The following is a 23,896-nucleotide window of genomic DNA, read 5'->3' as shown; positions in this document are numbered from 1 at the left end:
GCTGGGTGACCGGTCCAGCCTGCACGGCCAGTGATCTGTAGGTGCGCAGCCAACACACCAACGCTCATCCGCTGTGGACTGTGTAGGTAGATATAGCGCGCCATGACTCTGCGCGCGGGCAAGGTCTGCTACGCACGATTCGCGCGCGGCGGCGGCCGAAGGTAGTCGATCAGGAACCCTCCGAGAACACCGAGCACGATGATGAGTAACGCGGGCCACAGCGTTACCGGGCCGGTGACTGCTCTGATGTCGAAATTGAAAAGCACCATGAGCGCGAGAACGGTAACGCCGTAGGCGATCGCGATAAGTACGGCCGCGGTGACTACGCGAACTCCTCGTGTGCGCCGTTTACTTTTAGGGAAGCTCGAAGCGTACTCCTCGGGTGTCCCGAACTCCGCTTCTGCAGAAACGCCGTTCGCCGCGTGCGCGCGAACTTCGCTGATCACTTCGATGATCTGAGATTCCGACATCCCGCGGGTGCGTAGATTGAAAGCTAAGTCCTTTTCATACGACATCGTGCGTCCTATCGTTTCGTCGCAAGGTAGCGAGGGTGTTGTTCATACTGTTCCATGTCGCGATCGAGAGATTGAGTTCCTGTTTGCCCCGTGCCGTCAGCGCGAAGACCTTCCGACCAGGTCCCGCGGCCTCATGCTCCCATACGTGATCCACGAGACCTTGCTCCTCAAAATAGGTAAGGCACTGGGAACGTCCCGCCAGGCAGCCCAGCAGCGTTTCGATAGCCGTCGTACCACCCCAGTCGCTGACACCGAAGCCACTCGGATCGTGGGTCCAGTGTCGCGCGCCGAGGAAGTTGACTACATCAACGCGGCGGGGCGGAAAGGCTGGACGTTGGTCCGGTCTCTACACGGCGAACATGTTCTCGAACGGAATGAAGGCGCATGGGAGGTCGCGCGTGTCTCCATCTTTTCACCGCGCGCGTTGCCTTCGGCCGCCGAAGGATGGGAGGCTGCCTCGACTCGATTCCCTGATTGTTTCTATATCCGGCAGCAAAGTCACTAATCGAGCCTTTGAACTGGCCAAAATACGTCAGAATGGCGAAAGCCCTACAGCCCAGTGTTTACAGGGGATGCAGGGCCTCAAAGCATGGTGCCCCTGGAGGGATTCGAACCCCCGGCCATTTCCTTAGGACGGAATTGCTCTTCCACTGAGCTACAGAGGCTGGTCCGGCAAGTTTAGCCGATCAGTACGCTCGGTCGAGCGCGCCACCCGCGTTGTCGCGTGGCAAGCTTTCGCCCCGTCAACACGCTTGTGACGATGTTTTTAATGTCGCCTGTTGCCCCGGCGGTAAAGCGCCGTGCTAGGCGGCCGGGGCCAGATAGGCGTCCCATTCCTGCTCGGGGCGCTCGACTCCGCGCACAATCCAGGTAGTGCCCTGAGGCATCCGCGGAGTGAAGCGCAGCTCCCAGCCCATTTCGGCCGGAGTGTGGTTGCTCTTGAGGTTATTGCACTTTAGGCAGCACGCGGCGAGGTTGTCCCAGGTATCACGGCCACCGCGCGAACGCGGCAACACGTGGTCAATCGTGGCCGCCGACTTGCCGCAGTAGCAGCAACGATGCTCGTCACGGCGCAAGACTCCGCGGCGACTGACCGGAACCAGTCGCGACATGGGGATGCGCACGTACCGCGTGAGCAGAATGACGCTCGGACGATCCCACGAGCCCGAGGCCGCGAAAACGGGATGGCCCTGATCGGACTGCACGATCGTGGCTTTCTGATTCATCACCAGAATGAGCGCTCGTTTGAACGAGACGACGGCGAGGGGCTCATAGCCCGCATTGAGTACCAGTGTGCGCATGCGCTCCCTTTCGAAGGAGGCTGGACGGCTTCCAGCCATTCGAACTACATCCGATGCGTGAAGAACGGGAGCGCGACGGGGCGAAAAAGAGTACAAAAAAAGGCGCCGTCGCAATGACAACGCCTTCTGGCTGCTCACACAGCTCTTCTCGCTCTGACAACTATGCCGAAAGCACTCGCGACCGCGTACATCCATGGTGTGGATAGTGCGTCGCTTGTGCATTGGCTCTCCTTTCGGACCTACAAACTACATCAGGGCACTAGGTTAACCCACAAATGGCGCAACAGGTAAACCTGTATGCGCCATTCGTGTGAGCTGTTACCTAGTGTTCACCGGAAGGGGCGAATTAGATGCCGATCCGCACGATGTAGTAGTCGCTAGTCCAGATGGGCTGGATCCGCACGGACTGGCCGGTGTAGGGCGCGTGCAGGATGTTTCCGTTGCCGGCGTAGAAGCCATCGTGACCGTCCATGATCACGAGATCGCCCGGCACGGCGTCTTCGATCGAGATCTTCGTTCCGGCCGCTCCCTGGCCAACAGAGGAGTGCGGCAGGCTAATTCCGAACTGCGCGTAGACGTACATGATGAAGCCTGAGCAGTCGAACCCGGCCGGCGTAGCGCCGCCGTAGACATACGGTGTGCCCTGGTACTGCGAGGCCACATTGAAAACGGATGCGAGATCGAAATTTGGATAGGTCGGGTTTGCCAGGAAGTCGGCAACACTCGGACCGGAATAGCTCGCGGCATAGGAGGTCATCTGCGCGGCGACTTCGACGCGACGGGTTTCCGCCGCGGCGGCAGCGGCGGTTGCCGCCAGCTCTTCGGGCGTAGTCGCAGTGAAACCCTCTCGGGCAACGCTCACGGTTGCCGCCTCGGCATCGACATCAACGGCCTGCGCTTGCGCCTTGGACATCTCCGTGGATTCGGTGGCCTTGAAGGAGGCATCTTTCGAGCCGGGAGCAAAGGCGTATGCCGGAAGGGCCATTGTGGCAACAAGGCCGGTAGCGAGGGTCATGACGACGATGTTGGCGATACCGCCACGTCGCTTCTTCGGTGCCACCCGAGGCACGGCACGGTAAGAGTGTGCCGACGATTCCACTTTTTCCAGAGAATCCGATGCGCGGTTCAGCCCATGACGGGACCTTCTTGTTCCTAATGCAGCCAAAGTTTTAACCTCCGGCGCCTCGACAACACTAGGTTGTTGTCCCGTCCACTTCGCTAATCGCGGGTGTGTTCGTAGATCAAGAGACGGGGCAAGCAGGCGTCTTGATCAGAGTCCTTCGACCTTTCATGGTCTGTGGGACATCCCGAGGCTACAAGAGCGACGCCCATTTGTCACCCTGAAACGGCACATTTCTAACGGATTGGTAACGAACCAGTTAGCAGGTCGAGACGACTGGATCGATTCAACGCGCTGCGAACCCGGCGCAGCGTCAGTGAGCGACCGGGCTGTAGCCGGTCGGTGTGGTGACGAAGATGTGCCCGGCGACCTCATTGGGCAGCTCTAACCCGGCACCGAAACCTTCGACCTGAACTAGAACGTACGATCCGGCGGCTGAAAACACCCCGGTCGCGCCGGGCATGACGCCGCTCTGCTTGAGCTGCAGGAGCAGCTCAGGGTCGAACTGCACCGGTTCACCAAGACGGCGGATGACCGCCGTTACCGGCACGGTCGAACTCGCCACCACGGAAAGAACGTTGGTCACGCCGGCCATGAACGCGACCGCAGGGGAATCACCGAGTTCGTCCAGGCCCGGAATCGGGTTGCCGTAGGGAGATTCGGTCGGGTGACCGAGCATCTCCAAAATTTTGCGTTCGACCTGCTCGCTCATCACGTGTTCCCAGCGGCAGGCTTCATCGTGCACGAACTCCCATTCGAGACCGATCACGTCGCTGAGTAGGCGTTCGGCCAGACGATGCTTGCGCATTACGTGCACGGCTTTGCTGCGGCCGGTTGGGGTTAGTTCCAGGTGCCGATCGCCGGACACGATAACGAGGCCGTCACGTTCCATGCGGGCGACGGTCTGCGAGACGGTCGGGCCGGAGTGTCCGAGTCGTTCGGAGATGCGGGCCCGCAGGGGCACGATCTGTTCCTCCTCCAGGTCGAGGATGGTGCGGAGATACATTTCGGTCGTGTCGATCAGATCGCTCATCCGCAACCCTTCATTCGGCTCGTGCGCGCACCGCTCATCGACTGATAGAACGGCGCTCCGTTGGCGGCCTCGGTAGTGGCCCGCACAGCGTCACAAGCCTACCCGCCCGCGGCAGGGCAACTAGAATCGCCGTATGCCCGACCTATTGATACCCACCGATCTACTCCCCCTCGACGGTCGATTCGGCTGCGGCCCATCGAAAATCCGGCGCGAACAGCTCGACCATCTGCTCGGATTCGGCACCGGAGTGCTCGGCACCTCGCACCGCCAGGCACCCGTGAAAGACCTCGTCGGACGCGTGCGCGCCGGCTTGGGCGAACTGTTTCGCATTCCCGACGGCTACGAAGTTGTGCTCGGCAACGGCGGCTCGACCGCATTCTGGGACGCCGCAGCCTTCTCCCTCATCGAAAACCGCGCGCAAAACTTAGTGTTCGGGGAGTTCGGCGGCAAGTTTGCCAAGGCGGCCGGTGCCCCCTGGCTTGAAGCCCCCGACGTAATCACGGCCAACACTGGTTCACGCAGCGATTTTGTGGTGCGCGACGGCATCGACGTCTACGCCTGGCCCCAAAATGAAACCTCGACCGGCGTCATGGCCCCGGTTACCCGAGTCAATGGTGACGCTGGCGCGCTCACCGTCATCGACGCCACCAGCGCCGCCGCCGGCATTGACTTCGACGCGAGCCAGGCGGATGTCTACTACTTCGCTCCGCAGAAAAACCTTGCCTCCGACGGTGGCCTGTGGATCGCATTGTTCTCCCCTGCGGCCCTCGAACGCGTCGAACGCATTGCCGCGAGCGGCCGGTACATACCCGAGTTCCTCAGCCTCAAGAACGCGGTCGACAATTCCCGCCTGAACCAGACGCTCAACACGCCGGCCCTCAGCACCCTCCTGCTGATGGAAAACCAGATCGACTGGATCAACCAGAGCGGCGGGCTGGCGTGGGCGTCTGCGCGAACGCAGGCGTCGTCATCCGTTCTGTATGACTGGGCGGCAGGCGTCGATTACGCGACCCCATTCGTGGCCGACCCGACGCACCGCTCACAGGTCGTCGTGACGATCGACTTCGACGACGCCATCGACGCCTCATCAATCAGCAAGACTCTGCGCGCCAATGGCATCGTCGACACCGAGCCATACCGCAAGCTCGGCCGCAACCAACTGCGCATCGCCACCTTCACCGCCATCGACCCCGGAGATGTCAAGAAGCTCGTGGCATCCATCGAGCACGTCGTCGCGCACCTCGGAAACTAGCAGCACAAAACACAACGAAAGGATCGCACGATGCGTCTCTGGTTGAAAGACAGCGAACGCCGACCCGATCCGCTGCCTGCTAGAACGGATGCCCGCACGGCACTGTTCGTCGGCACCCTGCTCTGGCTGGTCGCTCTCGGCGCCGCCCTCTTCATTGAGGTAACGGCGCCAGGCACCGCAAAGTCAGGCGCGGCGAGCGCGCCGGGACCGGGTTGGTGGCTGTGGTGCACTGTGATCGGCGTCGGCCTCGGCGTCGTGGGGTTCGCCTGGGTTCAGTTCCGCCGCCGCTAGCGCTTCGTCGAAGTCGATGCCGTCGAGAGCATCGAGGGAGTCATCCGCGTCGTCGTCGACCGAGTCTGCGTCGTCTTCCGTATCTTCGTCTGACTCCGCATCGTCTGCGTCCGAGTCGTCGGAGTCGTCGGAGTCGTCGTCGTCGGAGTCGTCGTCGTCGGAGTCGTCGTCTTCGTCCTCGTCCTCGTCCTCGTCAGACTCGTCATCATCCGCTGTCATGTCGTCGTCGACGAGACGATCCGACCACGGCACCCACTCAGGCGCGAGCAAGGAGTCATCACCAGGAGTCAGCTCGGTTTCAAGAACCTTCGGCTCGGAACTCTCGTCGACCCGCGCAAGACTGACCGTCCAGCGCCAGCCCGGATAGCCGGTCAGCAGGCAGTCAAACAACAGCGACACCACGAGGTCGCCTTCGTCGATGTGGCCAATGACCTCGCCGATGGTGTCGTCGGTCGTGATCTCCAGCAGCGCCGTGCGCGCCAGCTCCACGGCCGCGAGCAGGGTGGCGTCGGTCGATCTAGTTGTTTCGGCCGGCTGCGCGTCGGCCGGCTGCGCGTCGGCCGGCTGCGCGTCGGCCGGCTGCGCGTCGGCCGGCTGTGCGTCGTTCTGTGGGTCAGCGACCTCAGGCATCCAGTTCCTCGGCGACCTTGCGCAACATCGCCGCGATCTTCTTGCTGTGGCTCGATTCTGGGTAGCGGCCACGCTTGAGATTGGTGCCGATACCGTCGAGCAGCTTCACCAGGTCTTCGACGATGATCGACATGTCGTCGGCCGGCTTGCGGTTGAATTTCGACAGGCTCACAGGAGCCTCAATCACGCGCACCGACAGCGCCTGGGCGCCGCGTTTTCCGTCGGCGATTCCGAATTCGAGCTTCGCGCCGGCCTTGATGGTGACGCCGGACGGCAAGGCGGAAGCATGGAGAAAGACCTCCTGACCGTCATCGGATGTGATGAAGCCAAAGCCTTTCTCCTCGTCGTAGAACTTGACCTTGCCGGTGGGCATCTGAACCTCACTGAGTTTTGGGCGCACAGGAGAGCGCGGGGTGTACTCCCAGCATATTCGGTTGCGGCACCCGCGTGCCCGTATCCTTAGTCTGTGACCAATCAAACTCCGCAAACCGTCAGCCGGCTGGAACGTGTGCTCGCTTATATGGTGGCGAGTGTGGTGGGGCTGTCGATTCTCGCGTTTATCGCGGTGATCATCGCAACCGCGATGGGCGTCGGCCAAAATGACGGGTTCAGTCGCGGCATCTGGCCGCCAATCTTCATCCTGCCGCTCTACGGCCTGCCCATCGGTTTCGTGCTTATTATCGTGCTCATCATCTCTGTGGGAGTTCGCCGCAGTCGCGCCGCTCGACGAGACCGCGAGTAATGCTCGGCCTCGCATCGAGACTTCGGGTCCTGTCCGATGCCGAGCTGCGGCACGTTATCGGGGTGCGGGGCGTTTCTGCGAACGGCATCCACGACTTCTTCGATCTGGCCGAAGCCCTGCTTGAGGCGGGCAATGTGCAATCGGCCCTCAGCCACCTGGACCGCCCGACCCTTGCCGTTCTGGCCGTAGCCGCTCAACTCACCAGCAGCAATTCTGTACCGACGCTGGGCGCGGTGACGAACCGTTTGTCTGAATTGGGTTCAACCGAGGTCGTGCCCGCCGCAGTGGCCCGCCGGGTCGACACCCTGCACGCTTTGTTCTTGGCCGAGCTCAGCGAGGGATGCTGCATTCCCTACGACGCCGTCTCGGCTCATCTAGCGCGCTGGCCAGCCCAGGGCCTACCGGGTACCGCCGACCTCGCCGTCGCTCTACCCCCGGTCAATCTCGCCGCCGTGCCCGACACCGAGATTGTGTTCGTCGACCAGCTGGCCGCTGAGCGCGCCTTCGGGGTGGTGTCGTCGATCGCTGAGCTGGTCAACGAGCTGTGCCGCGAGCCCGCCCGGCAGCTGAGTCGGGGTGGGCTCGGACTGCCCGACACCAAGCGCCTCGCCGCCGTAATGACGGTCGACATCGATCTGGTTGCCCCGATCCTGGCCTTGGCTTCCCGGGCCGACTTGCTCGCCCACTCCGACGGATATTGGATGGAGACCGAGGCCGGAGAGGCCTGGTTGCTCGAGCACACGACCTCCCGCTGGGCGGCCTTGGCCGTGGCGTGGTTGGCGGCGCTCCCGCCGATCGTGGCCGATATTCTTCCGCGCCAGGCCGGACTGCACTGGGGTGACGAACTCAGTGCGTTTATCGCCTGGCTCTATCCGGCCGGCGGCGAGTGGATGCTCGCCCAGCTAACCGAGTTCGCCCGCGACGCTGAGTTGCTCGGCATCACCGCCCATGACACCACCAGCACGGCCGGAGCCAGCGTGCTGCGCGGTGACCTCGAGGTAGCCGTCGACATTATGGCGACCGCGCTGCCGGCTGAAGTCGGCGCGGTGTATCTGCAGCACGACCTCTCGATCGTCGCGCCAGGCCCGCTCGCGCCGTCGATAGACTCCCGGCTGCGCGGGATGGCCGACGTGGAAAGTCGAGAGCTTGCGTCGAGTTATCGCATCACCGCGGCATCCGTCAATCGCGCCCTGGCCGCGGGGGAGAATGCAGACTCGCTGCTCGCTTTTCTGGCGTCGATCTCACTCACCGGCATTCCGCAGCCGGTCGATTACCTCATCAACGAATCGGCTTCGCGGTACGGTCGGGTGCGAGTTGGAAGTCTCACCGATGGGCCGAACGCCCCGATCGCCCCGGCTGGTAACAGCACCGTTTTTCTCAGCTACGTATGCTCAGCTGACGCGGCGCTGCTCGGCACTATCGCCGTCGACCAGACGCTGGCACCGCTCGCACTCGTGCGCGCCGGCGACAGCGAACACCTGCTCAGCCGTTTTGCCGGTGACGCCGTTTTTTGGGCGCTGAGTGACGCTCGTTATCCCGTTGCCGCCGAAGACGACCTCGGTGAAATCGTGCACTTGCGCCGACACCAGATCGCCCGCGTCACGCAGACACCGACGGTTGACACCGCCCGCAACCTGGTCGAGAAGCTGCGGCTCCGCGCTGAAAGTGGCGTTTCAGTAGCGGATGCCTGGCTCGCCCGCCAGCTCGACACCGCGATCAAGGCCAAGCAGACCATCCTGGTCAGCATCGCAATGCCCGGCGGCGCCGTTGTGGACTACCTGCTCGAACCGGCCAGCGTCAGCAACGGACGCTTCCGCGCTCGCGACCGGCGGGCCGACATCGAGCGCACACTGCCACTTAAAAGTATCCTCAGCATCACCCCGGCCCCCTGACCCCTGGTGCGCTGACACCAACCGATCCCCGGAGCACCGCCGCACGGGCGTACCAACTGAGTGCGCGGCCACCGCCCCGTACCGGGAACCCCGCAAGACGGGCGTACCAACTGAGTGCGCGGCCACCGCCCCGTACCGGGAACCCCGCAAGACGGGCGTACCAACTGAGTGCGCGGCCACCGCCCCGTACCGGGAACCCCGCAAGACGGGCGTAGAGTTGGGGGCTATGTCTGATGGCCCCCTGATTGTGCAAAGTGACCGCACGGTGTTGCTCGAAGTTGCCCATCCTCTTGCCGAGGATGCTCGTCACGACCTCGCCGTTTTCGCAGAGCTCGAACGCGCCCCCGAACACATCCACACCTATCGCATCACGCGGCTGGGCCTGTGGAATGCCCGGGCGGCGGGGCACGATGCGTCCGACATGCTCGCAACGCTCGAGAAGTATTCCAAGTTCGCCATACCGCAGACGGTTAGCGTGGATATCACCGAGACGGTCGGTCGCTACGGGCGGCTCGTCATCGAACGTGACCCCGAGGGTGCCCTCGTGCTGCATAGCAGTGACCAAGCCGTTCTCACCGAAATAGCAGGGGCGAAGCGCATTGCGCCACTGTTGATCGGGCATCCTTCTCCGGAAACGTATCTCGTAGGGGCGTGGGCTCGCGGGCAGCTCAAGCAGGAACTGGTGAAGCTCGGGTGGCCGGCCGAGGATCTTGCCGGTTACACACCGGGTACCCCGCACGATATTGCGCTGAAGGAAGACGGCTGGGCGCTGCGCGACTACCAGAACAAGGCCGTTGCGAGCTTCTTTGACGGCGGCAGCGGCGTCGTCGTGTTGCCGTGCGGCGCTGGCAAGACCCTCGTTGGCGCCGGGGCCATGGCCACCGCGAAGACCAACACGCTCATTCTGGTGACCAACACCGTCTCGGCCCGCCAGTGGCGCGACGAGTTGCTCAAGCGCACGACGCTAACGCCGGACGAGATCGGCGAATACTCCGGACAGGTGAAAGAGGTCAAGCCGGTGACCATCGCGACCTACCAAATTCTTACGGCGAAGCGCAAGGGCGAGTACGCCCACCTTGAGCTGCTCGATGCCATGGACTGGGGCCTGGTGATCTACGACGAGGTGCACCTGCTACCCGCGCCCGTGTTTAAGCTCACCGCCGAATTGCAGGCGCGCCGCCGTCTCGGCCTCACCGCCACCCTGGTGCGCGAGGATGGCCGCGAGGGCGACGTGTTCAGCCTGATCGGCCCGAAGCGCTTCGACGCCCCGTGGAAGGAGATCGAAGCCCAGGGCTTCATCTCCCCGGCCAACTGCTTCGAGGTGCGCATCGACTTGCCGCAGTCGGAGCGGCTGAGCTACGCCGCCGCCGCGGACGATGAACGCTACCGCATGGCCGCGACCGCACCGGCCAAGCTCGGCGTGGTGCAGGCCCTGATCAAGAAGCACGAGGGCGAACGCATCCTGGTGATCGGCCAGTACCTTGACCAGATCGATGAACTCGCCGAGGTCTTGAACGCCCCGCAGCTCACCGGCGCCACCCCCATCGACGAACGCGAACGCTTGTACCAGGCGTTCCGCGTGGGCGAGGTGAAGGTGCTCGTGGTCTCGAAGGTCGCGAACTTCTCGGTCGACCTGCCCGAGGCAACCGTGGCCATCCAGGTGTCCGGCTCGTTCGGCTCGCGCCAGGAAGAGGCGCAGCGTCTCGGCCGGCTGCTGCGCCCGAAGGAGTCGGGCCTGTCGGCGAACTTCTACACGCTCGTCGCCCGCGACACCGTCGACCAGGACTTCGCCCAGAACCGCCAGCGTTTTCTCGCTGAACAGGGTTACAGCTATACGATCCTTGACGCGCAGAGCCTCACCGCCCCCACCCTGGCGGCCTGACCCCCTTCCGGCGGATGGGGCCTGGGCCCCGTCCGCCGGCCCAGCTTATAAACTGGGCCCGGGGACGTAAGGTGGGCCCAGCGCATCCGCCCGCCCGCGTCAGGATTGTCGACGGGCGTACCGCAGGAACAGCATGTCGCCAGCGCGCAGCACGTGCACCAACTCCATGGCGCGGGTCGCCGCGGTCGCCCCGACGGCGATGCGCCCGGCGGATCCCCCCTCGAGCACCGGGGCGAGACTCAGGCAGAGCTCGTCGACCCGGTCCGCGGCCACGAGGTCGCCGAAGAGATGCGGACCGCCCTCGCAGAGAATCTGGGGCAGACCGCGCCGAGCGAGCTCTGCCACCATGCGTCGCGGGTCGACCGCGTCCTCACCGCAGTCGACCACCTCGGCGCGCGAGGCGAGTGCCATCCGCCGGTCGGTCGGCGCTGCTGCATGGGTCAGCACAATGGGTCGGGTCGCCGCATCCGTGAAAACCGGATGCCCAGGGTCAAGATCCAGCCGCCCCGACACGATTGCGACCCGGGGCTGGGCGGCCAGGCCCGCCTGCACGCGCCAGGCCGCGTCATCCGCTGGCAGCAGAATGCCGCCGTAGCCCTCGGCGCGCACCGTTCCGGCACCGACCAAAATTACATCGGTGAGCAGCCGCAGAGTGTCGAAGACCATCTTGTCGTCGGCGTTGTTCAGGCCGCCGCTGAGCCCCTCATGCGTTGCGGCACCATCGAGGCTGGCGATGAAGTTGACGCGCACCCGCGGCACCGATCGGGCGGCCACGCGGTAGTCCTCGATCAATTCGGCCCGAGGCGGCAGTTCAGCCCTCATCAGGCGAGGTTGTGGCGCTCGTAGGCGGGTTCACGAAACCCGAGGATGGCCTCGGTCATGCGCACCGCGTCGACGGCGGCCCGCACATTGTGCATGCGCACGATGCGGGCACCCTGCAGAATGCACACGGTCATGGCTGCCAGAGAACCTTCCACGCGTTCGCCGCGTGGCCGGTCCAGGCTCTCCCCCACAAAATCTTTGTTGGAGACGGCGACCAGGGTAGGCAGGCCCAGTGCGGTGATCTCGCCGAGCCGCCTGGTCAGTTCGAGCGAGTGTCGCGTGGTCTTGTTGAGGTCGTGGCCCGGGTCGATGATGATCCGCTCGCGCAAAACGCCGCGCCCCATAGCCCGATCGACCCGCGCCAGCAGAAACTCGCTGACATCGGCAACGACGTCGTCATAGTGCGGCGCCGGGTAGGGCCTCCGCGGCGCCGCCAGGCTATGGGTGATCACGAGAGTGGCGTCACTGTCCGCGACGATGTCGGCCATGGCCGGATCGTGCACTCCGGTGGTGTCGTTGATCACGTGCGCGCCGGCGGCGATGCTCGCAGCGGCCACCGCGGGGTGAAACGTATCGACCGAGATGACCACGCCCGAGCCGCGCAGCGCCTCGACCACCGGCACCACCCGCGCGATCTCCTGCTTGACGGGCACGGCCGGCCCTGGAGCGAATTTAGCCCCGCCGATGTCGATCCAGTCGGCTCCGTCGGCAATCGCCCGATGCGCCGCCACAACGGATGCGTCGAGCGCGAACGTTGCGCCCTGGTCATAGAACGAGTCCGGCGTGCGATTGATGATGGCCATCACGGCCACCTCTCGATCGAAGTTGAAGGTGCGGCCGCCGATCAGCCGCTGCGGGGCATCCATTTGAGGCAACGTCAACGTCGTGCCGGTACTCGTGCGGTTCATAGCGGTCCTCACCTGTGGGACGAGTCGATCGTCCTCTCCCATCATGGCGGTAATCCGCGTTGCACGACGGTTATCTGCCACCGATCGCCGCACACACCGTCCACTATCAGCAAAGCTTCAGCTAACGCGCAGATACTGGGGGCATGACTGACGGCCCCCGCATCCTTATCGTCGATGACGAACCTAATATCCGCGACCTCCTCACCACCAGCCTCCGCTTCGCCGGCTTCGCCGTGCGCGCCGTCGGCAATGGCGCGCAGGCTATTTCCGCCGTACTTGAGGAGGAACCCGACCTCATCATCCTCGACGTCATGCTGCCCGACATGAACGGCTTCGGGGTGACCAAACGCCTACGTTCGGCCGGCTACACCGCACCGATCCTGTTCCTGACCGCCAAAGACGACACCGAAGACAAGATCACCGGCCTCACCGTCGGCGGTGACGATTACGTGACCAAGCCATTCAGCCTCGACGAGATCGTCGCCCGCATCAAGGCCATCCTGCGTCGCACCATGCACGCTGACGAAGACGCCGTGATCCGCGCCGGCGAGCTCACCATGGATCAGGACACCCACGAGGTTCTCGTAGGTACGGAAGCCATCGAACTGAGTCCTACCGAATTCAAGCTGCTGCGCTACCTCATGCTCAACCCCAACCGGGTGCTGTCGAAGGCGCAAATTCTGGACCACGTCTGGGAGTACGACTTCAACGGTGACGCCGGAATTGTGGAGAGTTACATCTCCTACCTGCGTCGCAAGGTCGATGTGCACTCGAGCGAACCGCTCATTCAAACCAAGCGTGGCTTCGGTTACATGCTCAAGGCTGCCAAGGCGTAGTCCCGGCGCACGTTATACACAGCGAGCTTTCGTAGACTAAATCCAAATGCACGAAACCCTGTCGAGACGGTGGAGCAGCATCTCCCTCCGTTCCAAGATCACCGGTGTCACGGTGCTGATGCTCACGCTCGGCCTGCTCGTTTCGGGCATCGGCACCATGGCAATGCTGAAGCAGTATGTCGTGACTCAGGTCGACACGCAGCTGCAGGTCGACACACAAACCGCGCTCAGCGGCTATTCGTCGAGCGTCTTCTCGCAGGGAGACACCGAAGGCGTCGCGTCGGACTACTTCGTGGCACTTTACGACCAGGACGGTGCTCTGATCACTCGAACCTGGCAGGAACGCGACCATGCTGAACTGCCGGTCGTGGGCATGCCGCTCGATCTGAAACGGGTGTCCCAGCTTGACGGGCAGATCCAGACCCTGTGGGACGCCGCCCACGACACCGAGTTTCACGCGATCATGGTGCCCGTGGTGATCAGCCCCACCGGCACCTACGGCACCCTCGTCATGGCGGTGTCGCTGCGGCCGACCGAGAACACCATGGCCACCTACCTCACGATTTTTCTGGGCTTCGGCGCTGGCGTGGTCTTGATCGGGGCCATGCTCACCCGGGTGCTCGTCACGACCACCTTCGTGCCGCTGCGGGAAGCCGAGCAGACCGCAGCGGCCATCGCCGACGGTGACTTCAGCCAGCGCCTCGGCGGTGCCACCCCAAACACCGAGGTCGGTCGCCTCAACCGTTCGCTCAACATCATGCTCAGCCGCATCGACCGTGCTTTCAAGGACCGAGCCCGCACCATCGACCAGATGCGCCGCTTCGTCGGCGATGCGAGCCACGAATTGCGCACCCCGCTCGTTTCAGTTCGTGGCTACGCCGAGCTGTACCGCATGGGTGCGCTGCAAACGCCCGAAGATGTTGCCCAGGCCATGGAACGCATCGAAAAGGAGGCCATTCGCATGGGCGGCCTGGTCGAGGATCTGCTCGAACTAGCGCGCCTCGACGAGACCAAGCCGCTGGCTCTGACCCCGGTGGATCTCGTTCCGCTGGCCCGCGACGCCGCCCTCGACACCATGGCCAGCTCCCCCGGCCGCCAGATCACCGTACTCACTCCCCCGCCGCCGAGCGGGCCGCGGGGCGACGACCTCGACGTGAATATTGACGGGGACTCCGGAGAAATTCTTCCATTAGGGAACGACTCGTCGGAGAGCGCCACCACCGGCACCATCACGCGGTCGTCGGGAACCGGCACACCGACGGGAGCCATCGCCTTTGCCGGCGCCACCCTGGCCCGTCTGCGCACTCGCAAGCCCCGTCGGGGAGGCCCCGTCCTGCCCGACGTCACCCCGACCGCGCTGCCGATGGATGCGCAATTACCGCCGATCGTCATGGCTGAAGAGAACAAGATTCGCCAGGTCATCACCAACCTCATGGGCAACGCGATGCGCTTCACCGCTACTGACAGCCCGATCGAACTCGAAATCATGGTGGATTCGCGCGCCCAGCGGGCATCGATCGCCGTGATCGACCACGGCGAAGGTATTCCGCCGCAGATTCGAGAGAAGATTTTTCAGCGCTTCTGGCGTGCCGACTCCTCGCGCGCCCGCGAAACCGGCGGCAGCGGTCTCGGACTGGCTATCGTCGCGGCGATCGTCGCGAGCCACAACGGCACGGTCGACGTCGTCGACACCCCCGGCGGCGGCGCGACCTTCCGCGTATCACTCCCGCTCGCCGGCACACCGAGCGCACCACAGCACGCGCAACCCGTCATTCCGTAGGGATTTCGCCGCATCCTCCACAGGTTGCCGGTAGCGGCATCCGCTCACAGATCAATTTCAGAGAGCGGATGGCGCGCCCCCACCTTCTACGCTCGCAGTCACCAACCACTGCTATGTAGGAGAAGGGCACACCATGACGAGCTTCCAGGTCGACAGCGATGCGGTACAGAGCACAGCGAGTACCGCCCGTGGCACCATTGCGCGCGTACAAGCAGATGTCGGCGATCTCAACGCCCAGCTGACCAGCCTCGAAGGTTTCTGGACCGGCCAAGCCTCCGCGGCCTTCCAGGGGGCGTTCGCCGAGTGGCGTGGCATGCACCAGCAGCTGGAAGAGAGCTTGACCCTGCTCAACCAGGCCTTGAGCGTCGCCGGGCAGCAGTACGCCGAGACCGAGCAGGCCAACACCCGTCTGTTTGTGCGATAGGCATCTGCTGTAATCGTGGGGCCGCCGGTCATTCCCGGGAATTGATTTTCGCGCCCCTTGTGGCCCCGTACGCACGAGTCGTCCGAGCGAGACGCACAAAGTGGGCGCCTCCCAAGGGAGACGCCCACTTTGTGGTGTTCGGTTGTGCTGGCTCGGACTTAGAAGTCCATGCCACCCGAGGGGTCGCCGGCCGGAGCCGAGTTCTTCTCGGGCTTGTCGGCAACGACGGCCTCGGTGGTGAGGAAGAGTCCGGCGATCGACGAAGCGTTCAGCAGCGCAGAGCGGGTAACCTTCACCGGGTCATTGATTCCGGCAGCGATCATGTCGACGTACTCGCCGGTGGCGGCGTTGAGGCCCCATCCGACGGGCAGGTTGCGCACCTTGTCGGCGACAACGCCGGGCTCCATGCCCGCGTTGAGTGCGATCTGCTTGAGCGGGGCGTCGATGGCGACGCGCACGATGTTCGCGCCCGTTGCCTCGTCGCCGACGAGGTCAAGGACTGCCTTGCTCTCGAATGCCGTCTTGCCAGCCTGGATGAGTGCAACGCCACCACCGGCGACGATTCCCTCTTCAACAGCTGCCTTGGCGTTACGCACTGCATCTTCGATGCGGTGCTTGCGCTCCTTAAGCTCAACCTCCGTTGCGGCTCCGGCCTTGATAACAGCAACGCCGCCAGCAAGCTTGGCGAGGCGCTCCTGGAGCTTCTCGCGGTCGTAGTCGCTGTCGGTGTTCTCGATCTCGGCACGGATCTGCGAAACGCGACCGGCGATGGCTTCGACGTCGCCGGCACCCTCAACGATCGTGGTCTCGTCCTTGGTGATGACGACCTTGCGGGCGTTACCAAGAAGGTCGAGCGTGACGTTCTCGAGCTTGAGGCCGACCTCTTCCGAGATGACCTGTCCACCGGTCAGGATGGCGATGTCCTGCAGCTGAGCCTTGCGACGGTCTCCGAAGCCCGGAGCCTTGACGGCGACGGACTTGAAGATGCCGCGGATCTTGTTCACAACGAGCGTGGCCAGGGCCTCACCGTCGACGTCTTCCGCGATGATGAGGAGCTGCTTGCCGGTCTGGATGACCTTGTCCACGATGGGGAGCAGGTCCTTGATGTTGGAGACCTTGGAGTTGACGATCAGGATGTAGGGGTCTTCGAAGACCGCTTCCTGACGGTCGGGGTCGGTGACGAAGTACGCCGACAGGAAGCCCTTGTCGAAGCGCATGCCCTCGGTGAGCTCGAGCTCGGTGCCGAAGGTGTTCGACTCCTCGACGGTGACAACACCTTCCTTGCCGACCTTGTCGATGGCCTCGGCGATGATCGCGCCGATTTCGGTGTCTCCGGCGGAGATGGACGCGGTAGCGGCGATCTCTTCCTTGGTCTCGATCTCCTTGGCGCTGGCGATGAGCTCGGCGATGACAGCTGCCGTGGCCTTCTCGATGCCGCGCTTGAGGCTGATCGGGTCGGCGCCGGCTGCGACGTTGCGCAGGCCTTCGCGAACCAGGGCCTGGGCGAGAACGGTTGCGGTGGTCGTGCCGTCGCCGGCTACGTCATCCGTCTTCTTGGCGACCTCTTTGACGAGTTCCGCACCGATCTTCTCGTACGGGTCGTCGAGTTCGATCTCCTTGGCGATGGACACACCGTCGTTGGTGATCGTGGGGGCGCCCCACTTCTTCTCCAGAACGACGTTGCGACCGCGCGGGCCGAGGGTGACCTTGACGGTGTCGGCCAGAATGTTCAGGCCGCGCTCAAGCCCACGACGGGCCTCTTCATTGAATGCAATGATTTTTGCCATATGTGTAACTCGTCCCTCCCGGACGTTCCAAACGATGATGGGGTTAGCACTCAGGTGACGAGAGTGCTAAAACGATTCTGGCACTCTGGGGTCGAGAGTGCAAGCGAGCATCCGGGGTTACGTCTGACCAGCTATCGACGGTCAGGGAACAAGATCGGTCGAGCCGGTGCCATTGGGCACCAGCTGAAACCAGGTATTGCCCGGAGCGAGCCGAATTGTCACGCCATGAGCGTCGACAAGGCGGATCGGTGCGGTCTGAGAATCCTTGCTCCAGGTAGCCGCCAGCGTTTTTCCACCGGTCGAGATCGACGCTTCACCCGAGGCGACGAGCTCGGTCTTGGGGATGCTCTGATCGACGGTGACGTTCACCCGCAGCACGACAACGTTGGTGGCCTTGAGCTGCACGCCGTCGCCGGTGAGGTCGGGCGCGCCGTCCTGCGCACGCAGGTAAGCGGTAGCTTCAGCATTCCAGGTCCAGCTTCGGGCACTCGCGTTGGAGAACCGGGCATTGATCACTGAAATTGAGGCCCCGTCCACGACCGCGGACGCCCCGGCGAGCGTGGCAGCATAGGCGTATTGCTGGGCAGGCGGGGCGACTGTAGCGTTGCGGTTGACGAATTCCGAGGCGGCGAGGATGACGTTGTGCGGGGCCGCGGTAGCGTTCGAACGGGAGAACAGGCCAGTCGTGTCGTAGTCGAAGATGGCACTGATCTGACCGGTCGCGGCCATGGCATCGACGAATCGCTGCTGGCCGCCCGAGAACGCCACGAGGCCGCTGAACGGGGCGATGATGTCCGGGTCCATCGGGCGGATCGACCGTACCGGCCCGACCTGGTCGGGAATGCTCGACTGCCACACGGCGACGTACCGGGTGATGCCGCCCTCAACCAGTTCTTCGAACACGACGTCGGTGCGGTCGATCGCGACCTGCGGCCGGGCGGCCACGTGGTTGTCGATCTTGGCCGCGAGTGAAGGGCGCGCCGTCGATCCGACTGCCGCAGCAATGCCGGTGAGCGGAGCGATCTCCGTGGCGGCGGGGGCTACATAGCTCGAAGCCCAGGCGGGAGCCGGCGTCTTGGTCGGCGTCGCGCTACTGCCGGAGCATCCGCTCAGCAGCAGTGCCGGCACGATCAGAGCGAGCAGGACCGAGCTCTTCAACGGTCGTGTGGTGCGGGCTGTCTTTTTCTTGATCACCGGTAAACACTAACGCCGCCCGTTGCAGCGGGCGGCGTTAGGAGGGGGACAGACCCCGATTATTGGCTGTGTCAGGCCGGTCGAACCGATTCGGCCTGGGGGCCTTTCGCTCCGGCACCGACCTCAAAGACGACCTGCTGGCCTTCTTCGAGTACCTTGTATCCGCTCATGTCAATGGCGGAGTAGTGGACGAAAACGTCTTGCCCTCCCCCATCGACAGTGATGAAGCCGAAACCCTTTTCAGCGTTGAACCATTTAACGGTTCCGTTCGCCATGTGTTACTCCTTGCTCAATTTCGACGGCACCGCCCATTGGCTGTTCCGGGCCGTGTCGCAAAAGCTGCGTTCATTCTGTGCAAGCAGCAAATCCCCGAGAGCAAGTCTTCTGTTGCAAGTTACCTACTGGTGCAAGTTACCTTGGGCGAGTGTTCTTGATCCGGGCGGGTATTGCCCGAACAAAATGTGTGACCAAAACCAGATAATACTGAAGCCACGGCGAAAGAAAAGGGGCTTGACGAATCGGGCCATGCCCACTAGGTCGGAAGTTTCGAGTCCCTGTCAGCCAGCTGGCAGCACGTAGTCGTTACCGACGACGACGGTGAGGGCCGCTCCCGAACCGACGAAGCCGGTCGAGACGACGATTTTCGATCCGGGCAGTGAAGCAGCGATGCCGCGGGCGGCGCCTTCCTGGCTGGCATCGGCGTAGTAAATGACGGTGGTCGGTTCGGTGTCGGTGCTCGCGTTGCCGGTGGCGGTGACTACCCAGCCAGCGGCGGTAAGCGTGTCGCTGACGGATGCTGCGACACCGTTCGTCGCGGAGCCGTTCAGCACGTTCACGGATAGCGCCGGGTCGACGGTCGCTTCGGCGGTCGGAATGGCGGTTTCGGTGGGGACCGGAGTCGAGCTGGGCGACGACAGGCCCGGGATGTTGGAGAAGTCGAGGCGGTTGTTGATCGCGAAAATTCCGACCACGCCGACCACGATCAAGAGCACGGTGGCGCCGAGCGCCCACCAGAACCCAATCCACCCGCGGCCCTTTCTACGAGGGGCACGGTGGGCGCCCACTCGGTCGAGGGCATGCAGGTGGGTATCGAAACGGTCTTTCGCGAATTTTCGCGCCATAGTGATTGGATCCTTGATTGGCCGGCCGCTCCATGCCGGCGACATGCGGTCAGGTACTAGTCGTGAGCGGGCAGCGAACGACTGGCGCGCGCCTCGGAACGTGCGGAACGCATCCGCTGCAGTCGGTTCACGAGCATCGGGTCGAAGGCCAGTGCCAACGGTGAATCGACCAGTGCCGCCAATATCTGATAATACCGGGCGGCCGAAAGACCGAAGGTGGCACGGATAGCTTCTTCTTTGGCTCCAACATGCCGCCACCATTGCCGCTCAAAGGCAAGCACGGCGGCGTCGCGTTCGCCGAGTTGGGTCAAAACCGGGGCGCTTTCGGCGGCCGGAGCGGGAGGGTGTGCGTGGGTCGGTGTTCTCTCACTCATTGATATATCTCTCCCCCAAGGCAGTTTCGACGGGTTATCCGACGGTCTCATCCTATTTGTGGGTGGCTGGATGTTGCCTCCGGCACGCCCGGAACGCCCGGAGTCGCAGGGGCTATCACCGTGCAAACGCTGCAAAAACGGCCCAGCCCGGAATGCGGGCAGCGCCACACGAGTTTAGGCTGAGTAGACGTTGTCCGTTTGTGGGCGGCCGGATCGAAGGGACCTCCACCATGGACTACGCAATCAAGAAGTCAAACAGCGAGTGGCGCTCCGAACTGGGCGACGAAAAATATGCCGTGCTGCGCGAGGCCGGTACCGAGCGTCCCGGCACCGGCGAGCTGCTCGACGAGAGCCGGGCCGGCACGTACACCTGCGGCGCCTGTAACGCTGAATTGTTCAAGAGCGGTACCAAGTTTGATTCCGACTGCGGCTGGCCGAGTTTCTACGAGTCGGTGCGGCCCGAAGCGGTCGAACTGCTCGAAGACCGCTCCCTCGGCAGCGTGCGCACGGAGGTACGCTGTGCAAACTGTGGCTCGCACCTGGGTCACGTTTTTCCCGACGGATTCGGCACTCCGACCGGCGATCGCTATTGCATGAACTCGATTTCGCTCAGCTTCACGCCCGCCGAGTAGAGCGGTGAGCCTGCCTCCCTCAACACCGAATGTTGCCACGTCTGCGGTCTTTCAGGCCGTCAATTGTCGGCGCAGCTACTCCAAAGTGACGGCTCTTGCGCCTACGCGGGCCCAGTTGCTGCCCCTGGTGGCCGCGGCGGCACGGGTGGCCGACCACGGCGCGCTCCGGCCGTGGCGTCTACTCGAACTACGCGGCGACGCACGGGAGCGGCTGGGAACGGCATTTGTGGTGGCATCCGCTTGCGAAGGCAGTGAAGCCATCAAACTGGCCGGCAAGCCGCTACGAGCGCCGCTGCTAATTGCAGTGGTCGCCGTACGGCGAGCCAACGACAAGGTGGCTGATTGGGAGCAGGATGCGTCGGCGGCGGGCGTCGCGCACCTGCTCACGCTTCTGCTCGACGACGCCGGCTGGGGTGCGATGTGGCGCACCGGACCCCTCGTGCGCTCGGCAGCGGTACGTGCGGTGCACGACCTCGCCGACAACGAGGAGCTGCTCGGATGGCTGTATATCGGCGGCATCCCGGCGGACTGCAAACCTGGTGTGCGGCTGTCAATCGACCCCGCAGATTTTCTCAAGGTTCTGTAATCGAACGCTAATACTCGGCGCGGGATTTAGGCGCCGGCCCTCGGCGTGGGATTTCGGCGCCGGACGTGGCCGGGGCGACGCCAGCGCACCGCGGCGATGACCACGGCCACGAGCGCCAGCGCGGTTCCAAGGATGGTCGTCATGCCGAGCGGATGCCCCGCCGTTGGCGCCAGCAGGTCCAGCGCGAGGGCGCAGACCAGCTGGCCGGCCACGATGCACAGGCCAAGCATCAGTACCCCGGTGGTGCGCACAACGACCGCGGCCCCGGCAATGAAGACGCAGCCGATGAGTCCGCCGGTGTAGAGCCACGGGCTCCCTGGCAAGTCGAGCGCGAAACCTACCAACAGGCCGTTTACGAGGGCGGCGAGTACGAGGGCGATGGTGCCGGTGAGAAAGTTTAGAAAGGTCGCCGTGAGCGCGCTCTGGGCCGTGACCCGCACCTGACCGTTGACGGCCTGCTGCCAGCCCTGGCCGATACCGGCAACGAGCGGCAGCGCGAGCAGCCAGAGCGCACCGCTGCCGCTCACTTCGCTGCTCACCGTGAAGGCGACGGCGATCAGGGCGAGCGCGGCACCAACGATTTTGGACGCGTGCAGCGGTCGTCGACCACCCGGGCCGATACCGAAACGATCCATGAGCACACCGCTCACGGTCTGGCCAGCCACCACGGCAACCGTGAACAACGCGATGCCGAGCGGCGCGGCGACGAGGCCCTGCGATAGTACGAACAGGGCGCCGGCCAGTCCGCCGAACAGGTGCCACCAGGACAGGTGTTTTGCCGATACAGCGCGCGCGACGAGTTGGAGTCCTCGGCGTCCGCGGCGAAACGCGATGACTCCCAGGCTCAGAATGATCAGGCCGGAACCGAAGGAGATGACGGCGGCGATGAATCCGTCGCCGATTTGGTGGCCGAGTTCGCCGTTCACGCGTGATTGCACGGCGTACAAAGCGCCGATCAGCACCGAGAAGACGAGGGCCAGCCAGACCGGCACAGCGGATGTCGCGAGCGCGGCTGACGCCTCCGTTCGTTTTCGTGCGCGGGCTTGGGTCACCCGGTAATACTACGAGATGGGGTGCGCTGTGCGCCGCCGGGCCCCGTCCCTAGCAGAGGGCGGGTCAGGCGGCGCGCACTTGGATCTGGCCGGGGGCGGCTCCCTCGCTGCCGAAAACCAAGCGGCGGTTGGCAATCTTGTCGGTGAAGAAGCGGTCGTGGCTGACCACAACGACGGCGCCGGGAAAGTGCACGAGGGCGCGTTCCATGACCTGGGTGCTCGACATGTCGAGGTGGTTGGTCGGTTCGTCGAGCAACAGCACCGAGGCTCCGGAAAGCAAACACTGGGCCATGGCCACGCGGGCGCGCTGACCACCCGAGAGAGCACCGATCTTCTGCTTGAGATCGGCCTCGCTGAACTGGAACATGGTCAGAAATCGGTTGACCGACTTTTTCGTCGCGGTGAGTGCAAGGCTGCCGGGCATGGCGTTGACGGCGTGACTGACGGTGTCGCTGGCATCAAGTTCAGCCAGAATCTGGTTGTACGAGACGACGCCGGCCCCGCTGGCCCAGGCAACCGAGCCGTGGTCCGCCGTCTCTTCTCCGGTGAGCACGCGCAGCAGGGTAGTTTTGCCGCTGCCGTTGCTGCCGAGCACCACGATTCGGTTGCCGCGGCGCACCTCAAAACTGAGGTTTTCGAACAATAGTTTGTCGCCGTAGCTCTTGGCGAGGCCCTCGACCCGACACAGGACGTCCTTGACGTGCAGGTTGCCGTAGATCTCCGTGATGATCTGGTCGACTGGGCGCGGTGTGCGCGACTTCTTGATGTGGGCCAGCTGGTTGCCGAGCTGGCGGCTCTCGGCCTTGGCTGCTTCACGGCGGTCGGCGATGCCCTCCGCTTCGAAAGCGAGCAGCTCGGATTCATGCACGAACTGGGCCTCGAGCGTCTTGAGCCGAAACTGCTTCTGCACGATGTACTCGCCGAAGTTGCCGGGATACTCGTGCAGGTGAAAGTTCTCCACCTCGATGATGCGAGTGACGACAGCGTCCAGAAACTTGCGGTCGTGTGAGACCACGATGGCGGCGCCTTTGAAGCTTTTGAACCAGGCCTCGAGCCACTCAACGCCGGCCACGTCAAGGAAGTTGGTGGGTTCGTCAAGCAGCAGCACGTCGGGGGCTTGGAGCACGATTTTCGCCAGGGCTGCACGGTTGCGCCAACCGCCGGAGAGCTCGTCGATGGCGCAGACGCGGTGTGCATCGTTAAAGCCGAGGGTGGTCAGGGCGGTGTCGATGTGGCGTTTGTACTCCCAGCCGTCGAGCCGCTCCATCTCCTCGAACAGTTCGCCCTGCCGGGAGATCAGCCGGTCGAGTTCAGAGCTGGCCGATGAATCGAGGGCGATTGCCGCGTCGATCGCCGCGAGCTCGGCCTCAACCGCTTTCACGTCCACGAACAGCGCGTCGAGAACTTCGGTGATGGTCTGGGCACCGTTGAGTTCGGAGAACTGGGAGAAGTAGCCGACCCGGATGTCGTCCTCAAGCGTGACCTCGCCGGTGTCGGGCGAGACCTGGTCGAGGATGAGCTTGAGAATGGTGGATTTGCCGGAGCCATTCTTGCCGATCAGGCCGACCCGGTCACGAGGTTCGAGGCGAAAGAACGCTTCGCGCAAAATCTGGGTGTTCTCGAAGCGGATGCTGACATCGTTCAGCCGGATCAGGCTCATGCGTGTTTCCTCTCAGGGCGCGCGGGCATCCGCTTCGGCGTCGGGGCGAGCGCCCGGGAGGT

The 23,896-nt window shown here is 63.8% G+C and carries 25 protein-coding genes and 1 tRNA gene; 9 read left to right on the top strand and 17 right to left on the bottom strand.

All coding sequences use genetic code 11. From position 1 onward, the window contains the following. Window positions 1-128 precede the first annotated feature (128 nt). From E3T51_RS13695 to E3T51_RS13670, 6 genes are all read right to left on the bottom strand, one after another. Window positions 129-470 (bottom strand): DUF1129 domain-containing protein, encoded by a 342-nt coding sequence (locus tag E3T51_RS13695; RefSeq protein ID WP_134530296.1) that lies wholly within the window; start codon window positions 468-470, stop codon window positions 129-131. A 34-nt stretch (window positions 471-504) separates the two neighbouring features. After that, a complete protein-coding gene (locus E3T51_RS17550) occupies window positions 505-669 on the bottom strand; it encodes a hypothetical protein (protein WP_166806485.1) in 165 nt (54 codons plus the stop codon). 436 nt (window positions 670-1,105) lie between these two features. Then, a tRNA-Arg gene (locus tag E3T51_RS13685) sits at window positions 1,106-1,180 on the bottom strand. A gap of 138 nt (window positions 1,181-1,318) precedes the next feature. Continuing rightward, the gene (locus E3T51_RS13680) at window positions 1,319-1,816 is read right to left on the bottom strand and encodes an HNH endonuclease (RefSeq protein WP_134530295.1); all 498 of its coding nucleotides are present in this window, start codon (window positions 1,814-1,816) and stop codon (window positions 1,319-1,321) included. Window positions 1,817-2,162: 346 nt separating this feature from the next. Next, the gene (locus E3T51_RS13675) at window positions 2,163-2,876 is read right to left on the bottom strand and encodes a C40 family peptidase (protein ID WP_241989329.1); all 714 of its coding nucleotides are present in this window, start codon (window positions 2,874-2,876) and stop codon (window positions 2,163-2,165) included. 373 nt (window positions 2,877-3,249) lie between these two features. After that, window positions 3,250-3,969: an iron-dependent transcriptional repressor DtxR gene (locus E3T51_RS13670; RefSeq protein WP_134530294.1), complete on the bottom strand. Its 720-nt coding sequence runs from the start codon at window positions 3,967-3,969 to the stop codon at window positions 3,250-3,252. A gap of 133 nt (window positions 3,970-4,102) precedes the next feature. Here E3T51_RS13670 and serC point away from each other — a divergent pair, with 133 nt between their 5' ends. After that, window positions 4,103-5,221, top strand: coding sequence for a phosphoserine transaminase (serC, locus tag E3T51_RS13665; RefSeq protein ID WP_134530293.1), 1,119 nt, complete (start codon window positions 4,103-4,105; stop codon window positions 5,219-5,221). A gap of 183 nt (window positions 5,222-5,404) precedes the next feature. On the opposite strand, the gene E3T51_RS13655 is transcribed toward serC, so the two are convergent. After that, window positions 5,405-6,142: a DUF3027 domain-containing protein gene (locus tag E3T51_RS13655; protein WP_134530291.1), complete on the bottom strand. Its 738-nt coding sequence runs from the start codon at window positions 6,140-6,142 to the stop codon at window positions 5,405-5,407. Continuing rightward, complete coding sequence (locus E3T51_RS13650; protein ID WP_104192184.1) at window positions 6,135-6,515, bottom strand: cold-shock protein; 381 nt, start codon at window positions 6,513-6,515, stop codon at window positions 6,135-6,137. Before E3T51_RS13650 ends, E3T51_RS13655 begins: the two co-directional genes overlap by 8 nt. A gap of 93 nt (window positions 6,516-6,608) precedes the next feature. On the opposite strand from E3T51_RS13650, the gene E3T51_RS13645 reads away from it, so the two are divergent. The 3 genes from E3T51_RS13645 (at window position 6,609) to E3T51_RS13635 (ending at window position 10,658) form a co-directional block, all read left to right on the top strand. Then, on the top strand, window positions 6,609-6,884 hold the full coding sequence (locus E3T51_RS13645) for a hypothetical protein (protein ID WP_134530290.1): 276 nt from the start codon (window positions 6,609-6,611) through the stop codon (window positions 6,882-6,884). Then, entirely contained in the window at window positions 6,884-8,776 is a 1,893-nt protein-coding gene (locus E3T51_RS13640; RefSeq protein ID WP_134530289.1) for a helicase-associated domain-containing protein, read from the top strand. Before E3T51_RS13645 ends, E3T51_RS13640 begins: the two co-directional genes overlap by 1 nt. 226 nt (window positions 8,777-9,002) lie before the next feature. Further along, complete coding sequence (locus E3T51_RS13635) at window positions 9,003-10,658, top strand: DNA repair helicase XPB (protein ID WP_134530288.1); 1,656 nt, start codon at window positions 9,003-9,005, stop codon at window positions 10,656-10,658. 99 nt (window positions 10,659-10,757) lie between these two features. Here the strand turns inward: E3T51_RS13635 and E3T51_RS13630 are convergent, their stop codons facing one another. Next, window positions 10,758-11,480, bottom strand: coding sequence for a pyrimidine reductase family protein (locus tag E3T51_RS13630; protein WP_134530287.1), 723 nt, complete (start codon window positions 11,478-11,480; stop codon window positions 10,758-10,760). Then, entirely contained in the window at window positions 11,480-12,388 is a 909-nt protein-coding gene (gene folP, locus E3T51_RS13625) for a dihydropteroate synthase (RefSeq protein ID WP_134530286.1), read from the bottom strand. The genes E3T51_RS13630 and folP overlap by 1 nt, the downstream gene beginning before the upstream one ends. A gap of 143 nt (window positions 12,389-12,531) precedes the next feature. Here folP and E3T51_RS13620 point away from each other — a divergent pair, with 143 nt between their 5' ends. The 3 genes from E3T51_RS13620 (at window position 12,532) to E3T51_RS13610 (ending at window position 15,428) form a co-directional block, all read left to right on the top strand. Then, entirely contained in the window at window positions 12,532-13,224 is a 693-nt protein-coding gene (locus E3T51_RS13620; protein ID WP_092112483.1) for a response regulator transcription factor, read from the top strand. 46 nt (window positions 13,225-13,270) lie between these two features. Beyond that, entirely contained in the window at window positions 13,271-15,004 is a 1,734-nt protein-coding gene (locus tag E3T51_RS13615) for a sensor histidine kinase (protein ID WP_104192057.1), read from the top strand. A 133-nt stretch (window positions 15,005-15,137) separates the two neighbouring features. After that, window positions 15,138-15,428: a WXG100 family type VII secretion target gene (locus tag E3T51_RS13610; protein WP_104127599.1), complete on the top strand. Its 291-nt coding sequence runs from the start codon at window positions 15,138-15,140 to the stop codon at window positions 15,426-15,428. A 158-nt stretch (window positions 15,429-15,586) separates the two neighbouring features. On the opposite strand, the gene groL is transcribed toward E3T51_RS13610, so the two are convergent. The 5 genes from groL to E3T51_RS13585 all read right to left on the bottom strand — a co-directional run bounded on the left by groL (window position 15,587) and on the right by E3T51_RS13585 (window position 19,904). Continuing rightward, window positions 15,587-17,215, bottom strand: coding sequence for a chaperonin GroEL (gene groL, locus E3T51_RS13605; protein WP_104127600.1), 1,629 nt, complete (start codon window positions 17,213-17,215; stop codon window positions 15,587-15,589). A gap of 141 nt (window positions 17,216-17,356) precedes the next feature. Then, window positions 17,357-18,409, bottom strand: coding sequence for a DUF3048 domain-containing protein (locus E3T51_RS13600; protein WP_134530285.1), 1,053 nt, complete (start codon window positions 18,407-18,409; stop codon window positions 17,357-17,359). 71 nt (window positions 18,410-18,480) lie between these two features. Further along, window positions 18,481-18,684 (bottom strand): cold-shock protein, encoded by a 204-nt coding sequence (locus tag E3T51_RS13595; RefSeq protein WP_035834941.1) that lies wholly within the window; start codon window positions 18,682-18,684, stop codon window positions 18,481-18,483. Between the two features lie 282 nt (window positions 18,685-18,966). Further along, a complete protein-coding gene (locus tag E3T51_RS13590; RefSeq protein WP_166806484.1) occupies window positions 18,967-19,530 on the bottom strand; it encodes a LytR C-terminal domain-containing protein in 564 nt (187 codons plus the stop codon). A gap of 56 nt (window positions 19,531-19,586) precedes the next feature. After that, window positions 19,587-19,904 carry a DUF3263 domain-containing protein gene (locus tag E3T51_RS13585; RefSeq protein ID WP_134530283.1) on the bottom strand — a complete coding sequence of 106 codons (318 nt, stop codon included), beginning with the start codon at window positions 19,902-19,904 and terminating at the stop codon, window positions 19,587-19,589. A 230-nt stretch (window positions 19,905-20,134) separates the two neighbouring features. On the opposite strand from E3T51_RS13585, the gene msrB reads away from it, so the two are divergent. Next, window positions 20,135-20,536: a peptide-methionine (R)-S-oxide reductase MsrB gene (gene msrB / locus E3T51_RS13580; RefSeq protein ID WP_104192053.1), complete on the top strand. Its 402-nt coding sequence runs from the start codon at window positions 20,135-20,137 to the stop codon at window positions 20,534-20,536. A gap of 10 nt (window positions 20,537-20,546) precedes the next feature. After that, window positions 20,547-21,122, top strand: coding sequence for a nitroreductase family protein (locus tag E3T51_RS13575; protein WP_134530455.1), 576 nt, complete (start codon window positions 20,547-20,549; stop codon window positions 21,120-21,122). A 26-nt stretch (window positions 21,123-21,148) separates the two neighbouring features. Here the strand turns inward: E3T51_RS13575 and E3T51_RS13570 are convergent, their stop codons facing one another. Together E3T51_RS13570 and E3T51_RS13565 are read right to left on the bottom strand one after the other, a co-directional pair. After that, the gene (locus E3T51_RS13570; RefSeq protein ID WP_198417873.1) at window positions 21,149-22,174 is read right to left on the bottom strand and encodes a DMT family transporter; all 1,026 of its coding nucleotides are present in this window, start codon (window positions 22,172-22,174) and stop codon (window positions 21,149-21,151) included. 64 nt (window positions 22,175-22,238) lie between these two features. Continuing rightward, complete coding sequence (locus tag E3T51_RS13565; RefSeq protein ID WP_134530282.1) at window positions 22,239-23,834, bottom strand: ABC-F family ATP-binding cassette domain-containing protein; 1,596 nt, start codon at window positions 23,832-23,834, stop codon at window positions 22,239-22,241. Window positions 23,835-23,896: the final 62 nt, after the last annotated feature.

This window comes from Cryobacterium serini, from assembly GCF_004404025.1.
In the GTDB taxonomy this organism is placed as follows: domain Bacteria; phylum Actinomycetota; class Actinomycetes; order Actinomycetales; family Microbacteriaceae; genus Cryobacterium; species Cryobacterium serini.
Note: the sequence above shows the minus strand (reverse complement) of the source record. Positions and strands in the feature narration are given on the sequence as shown.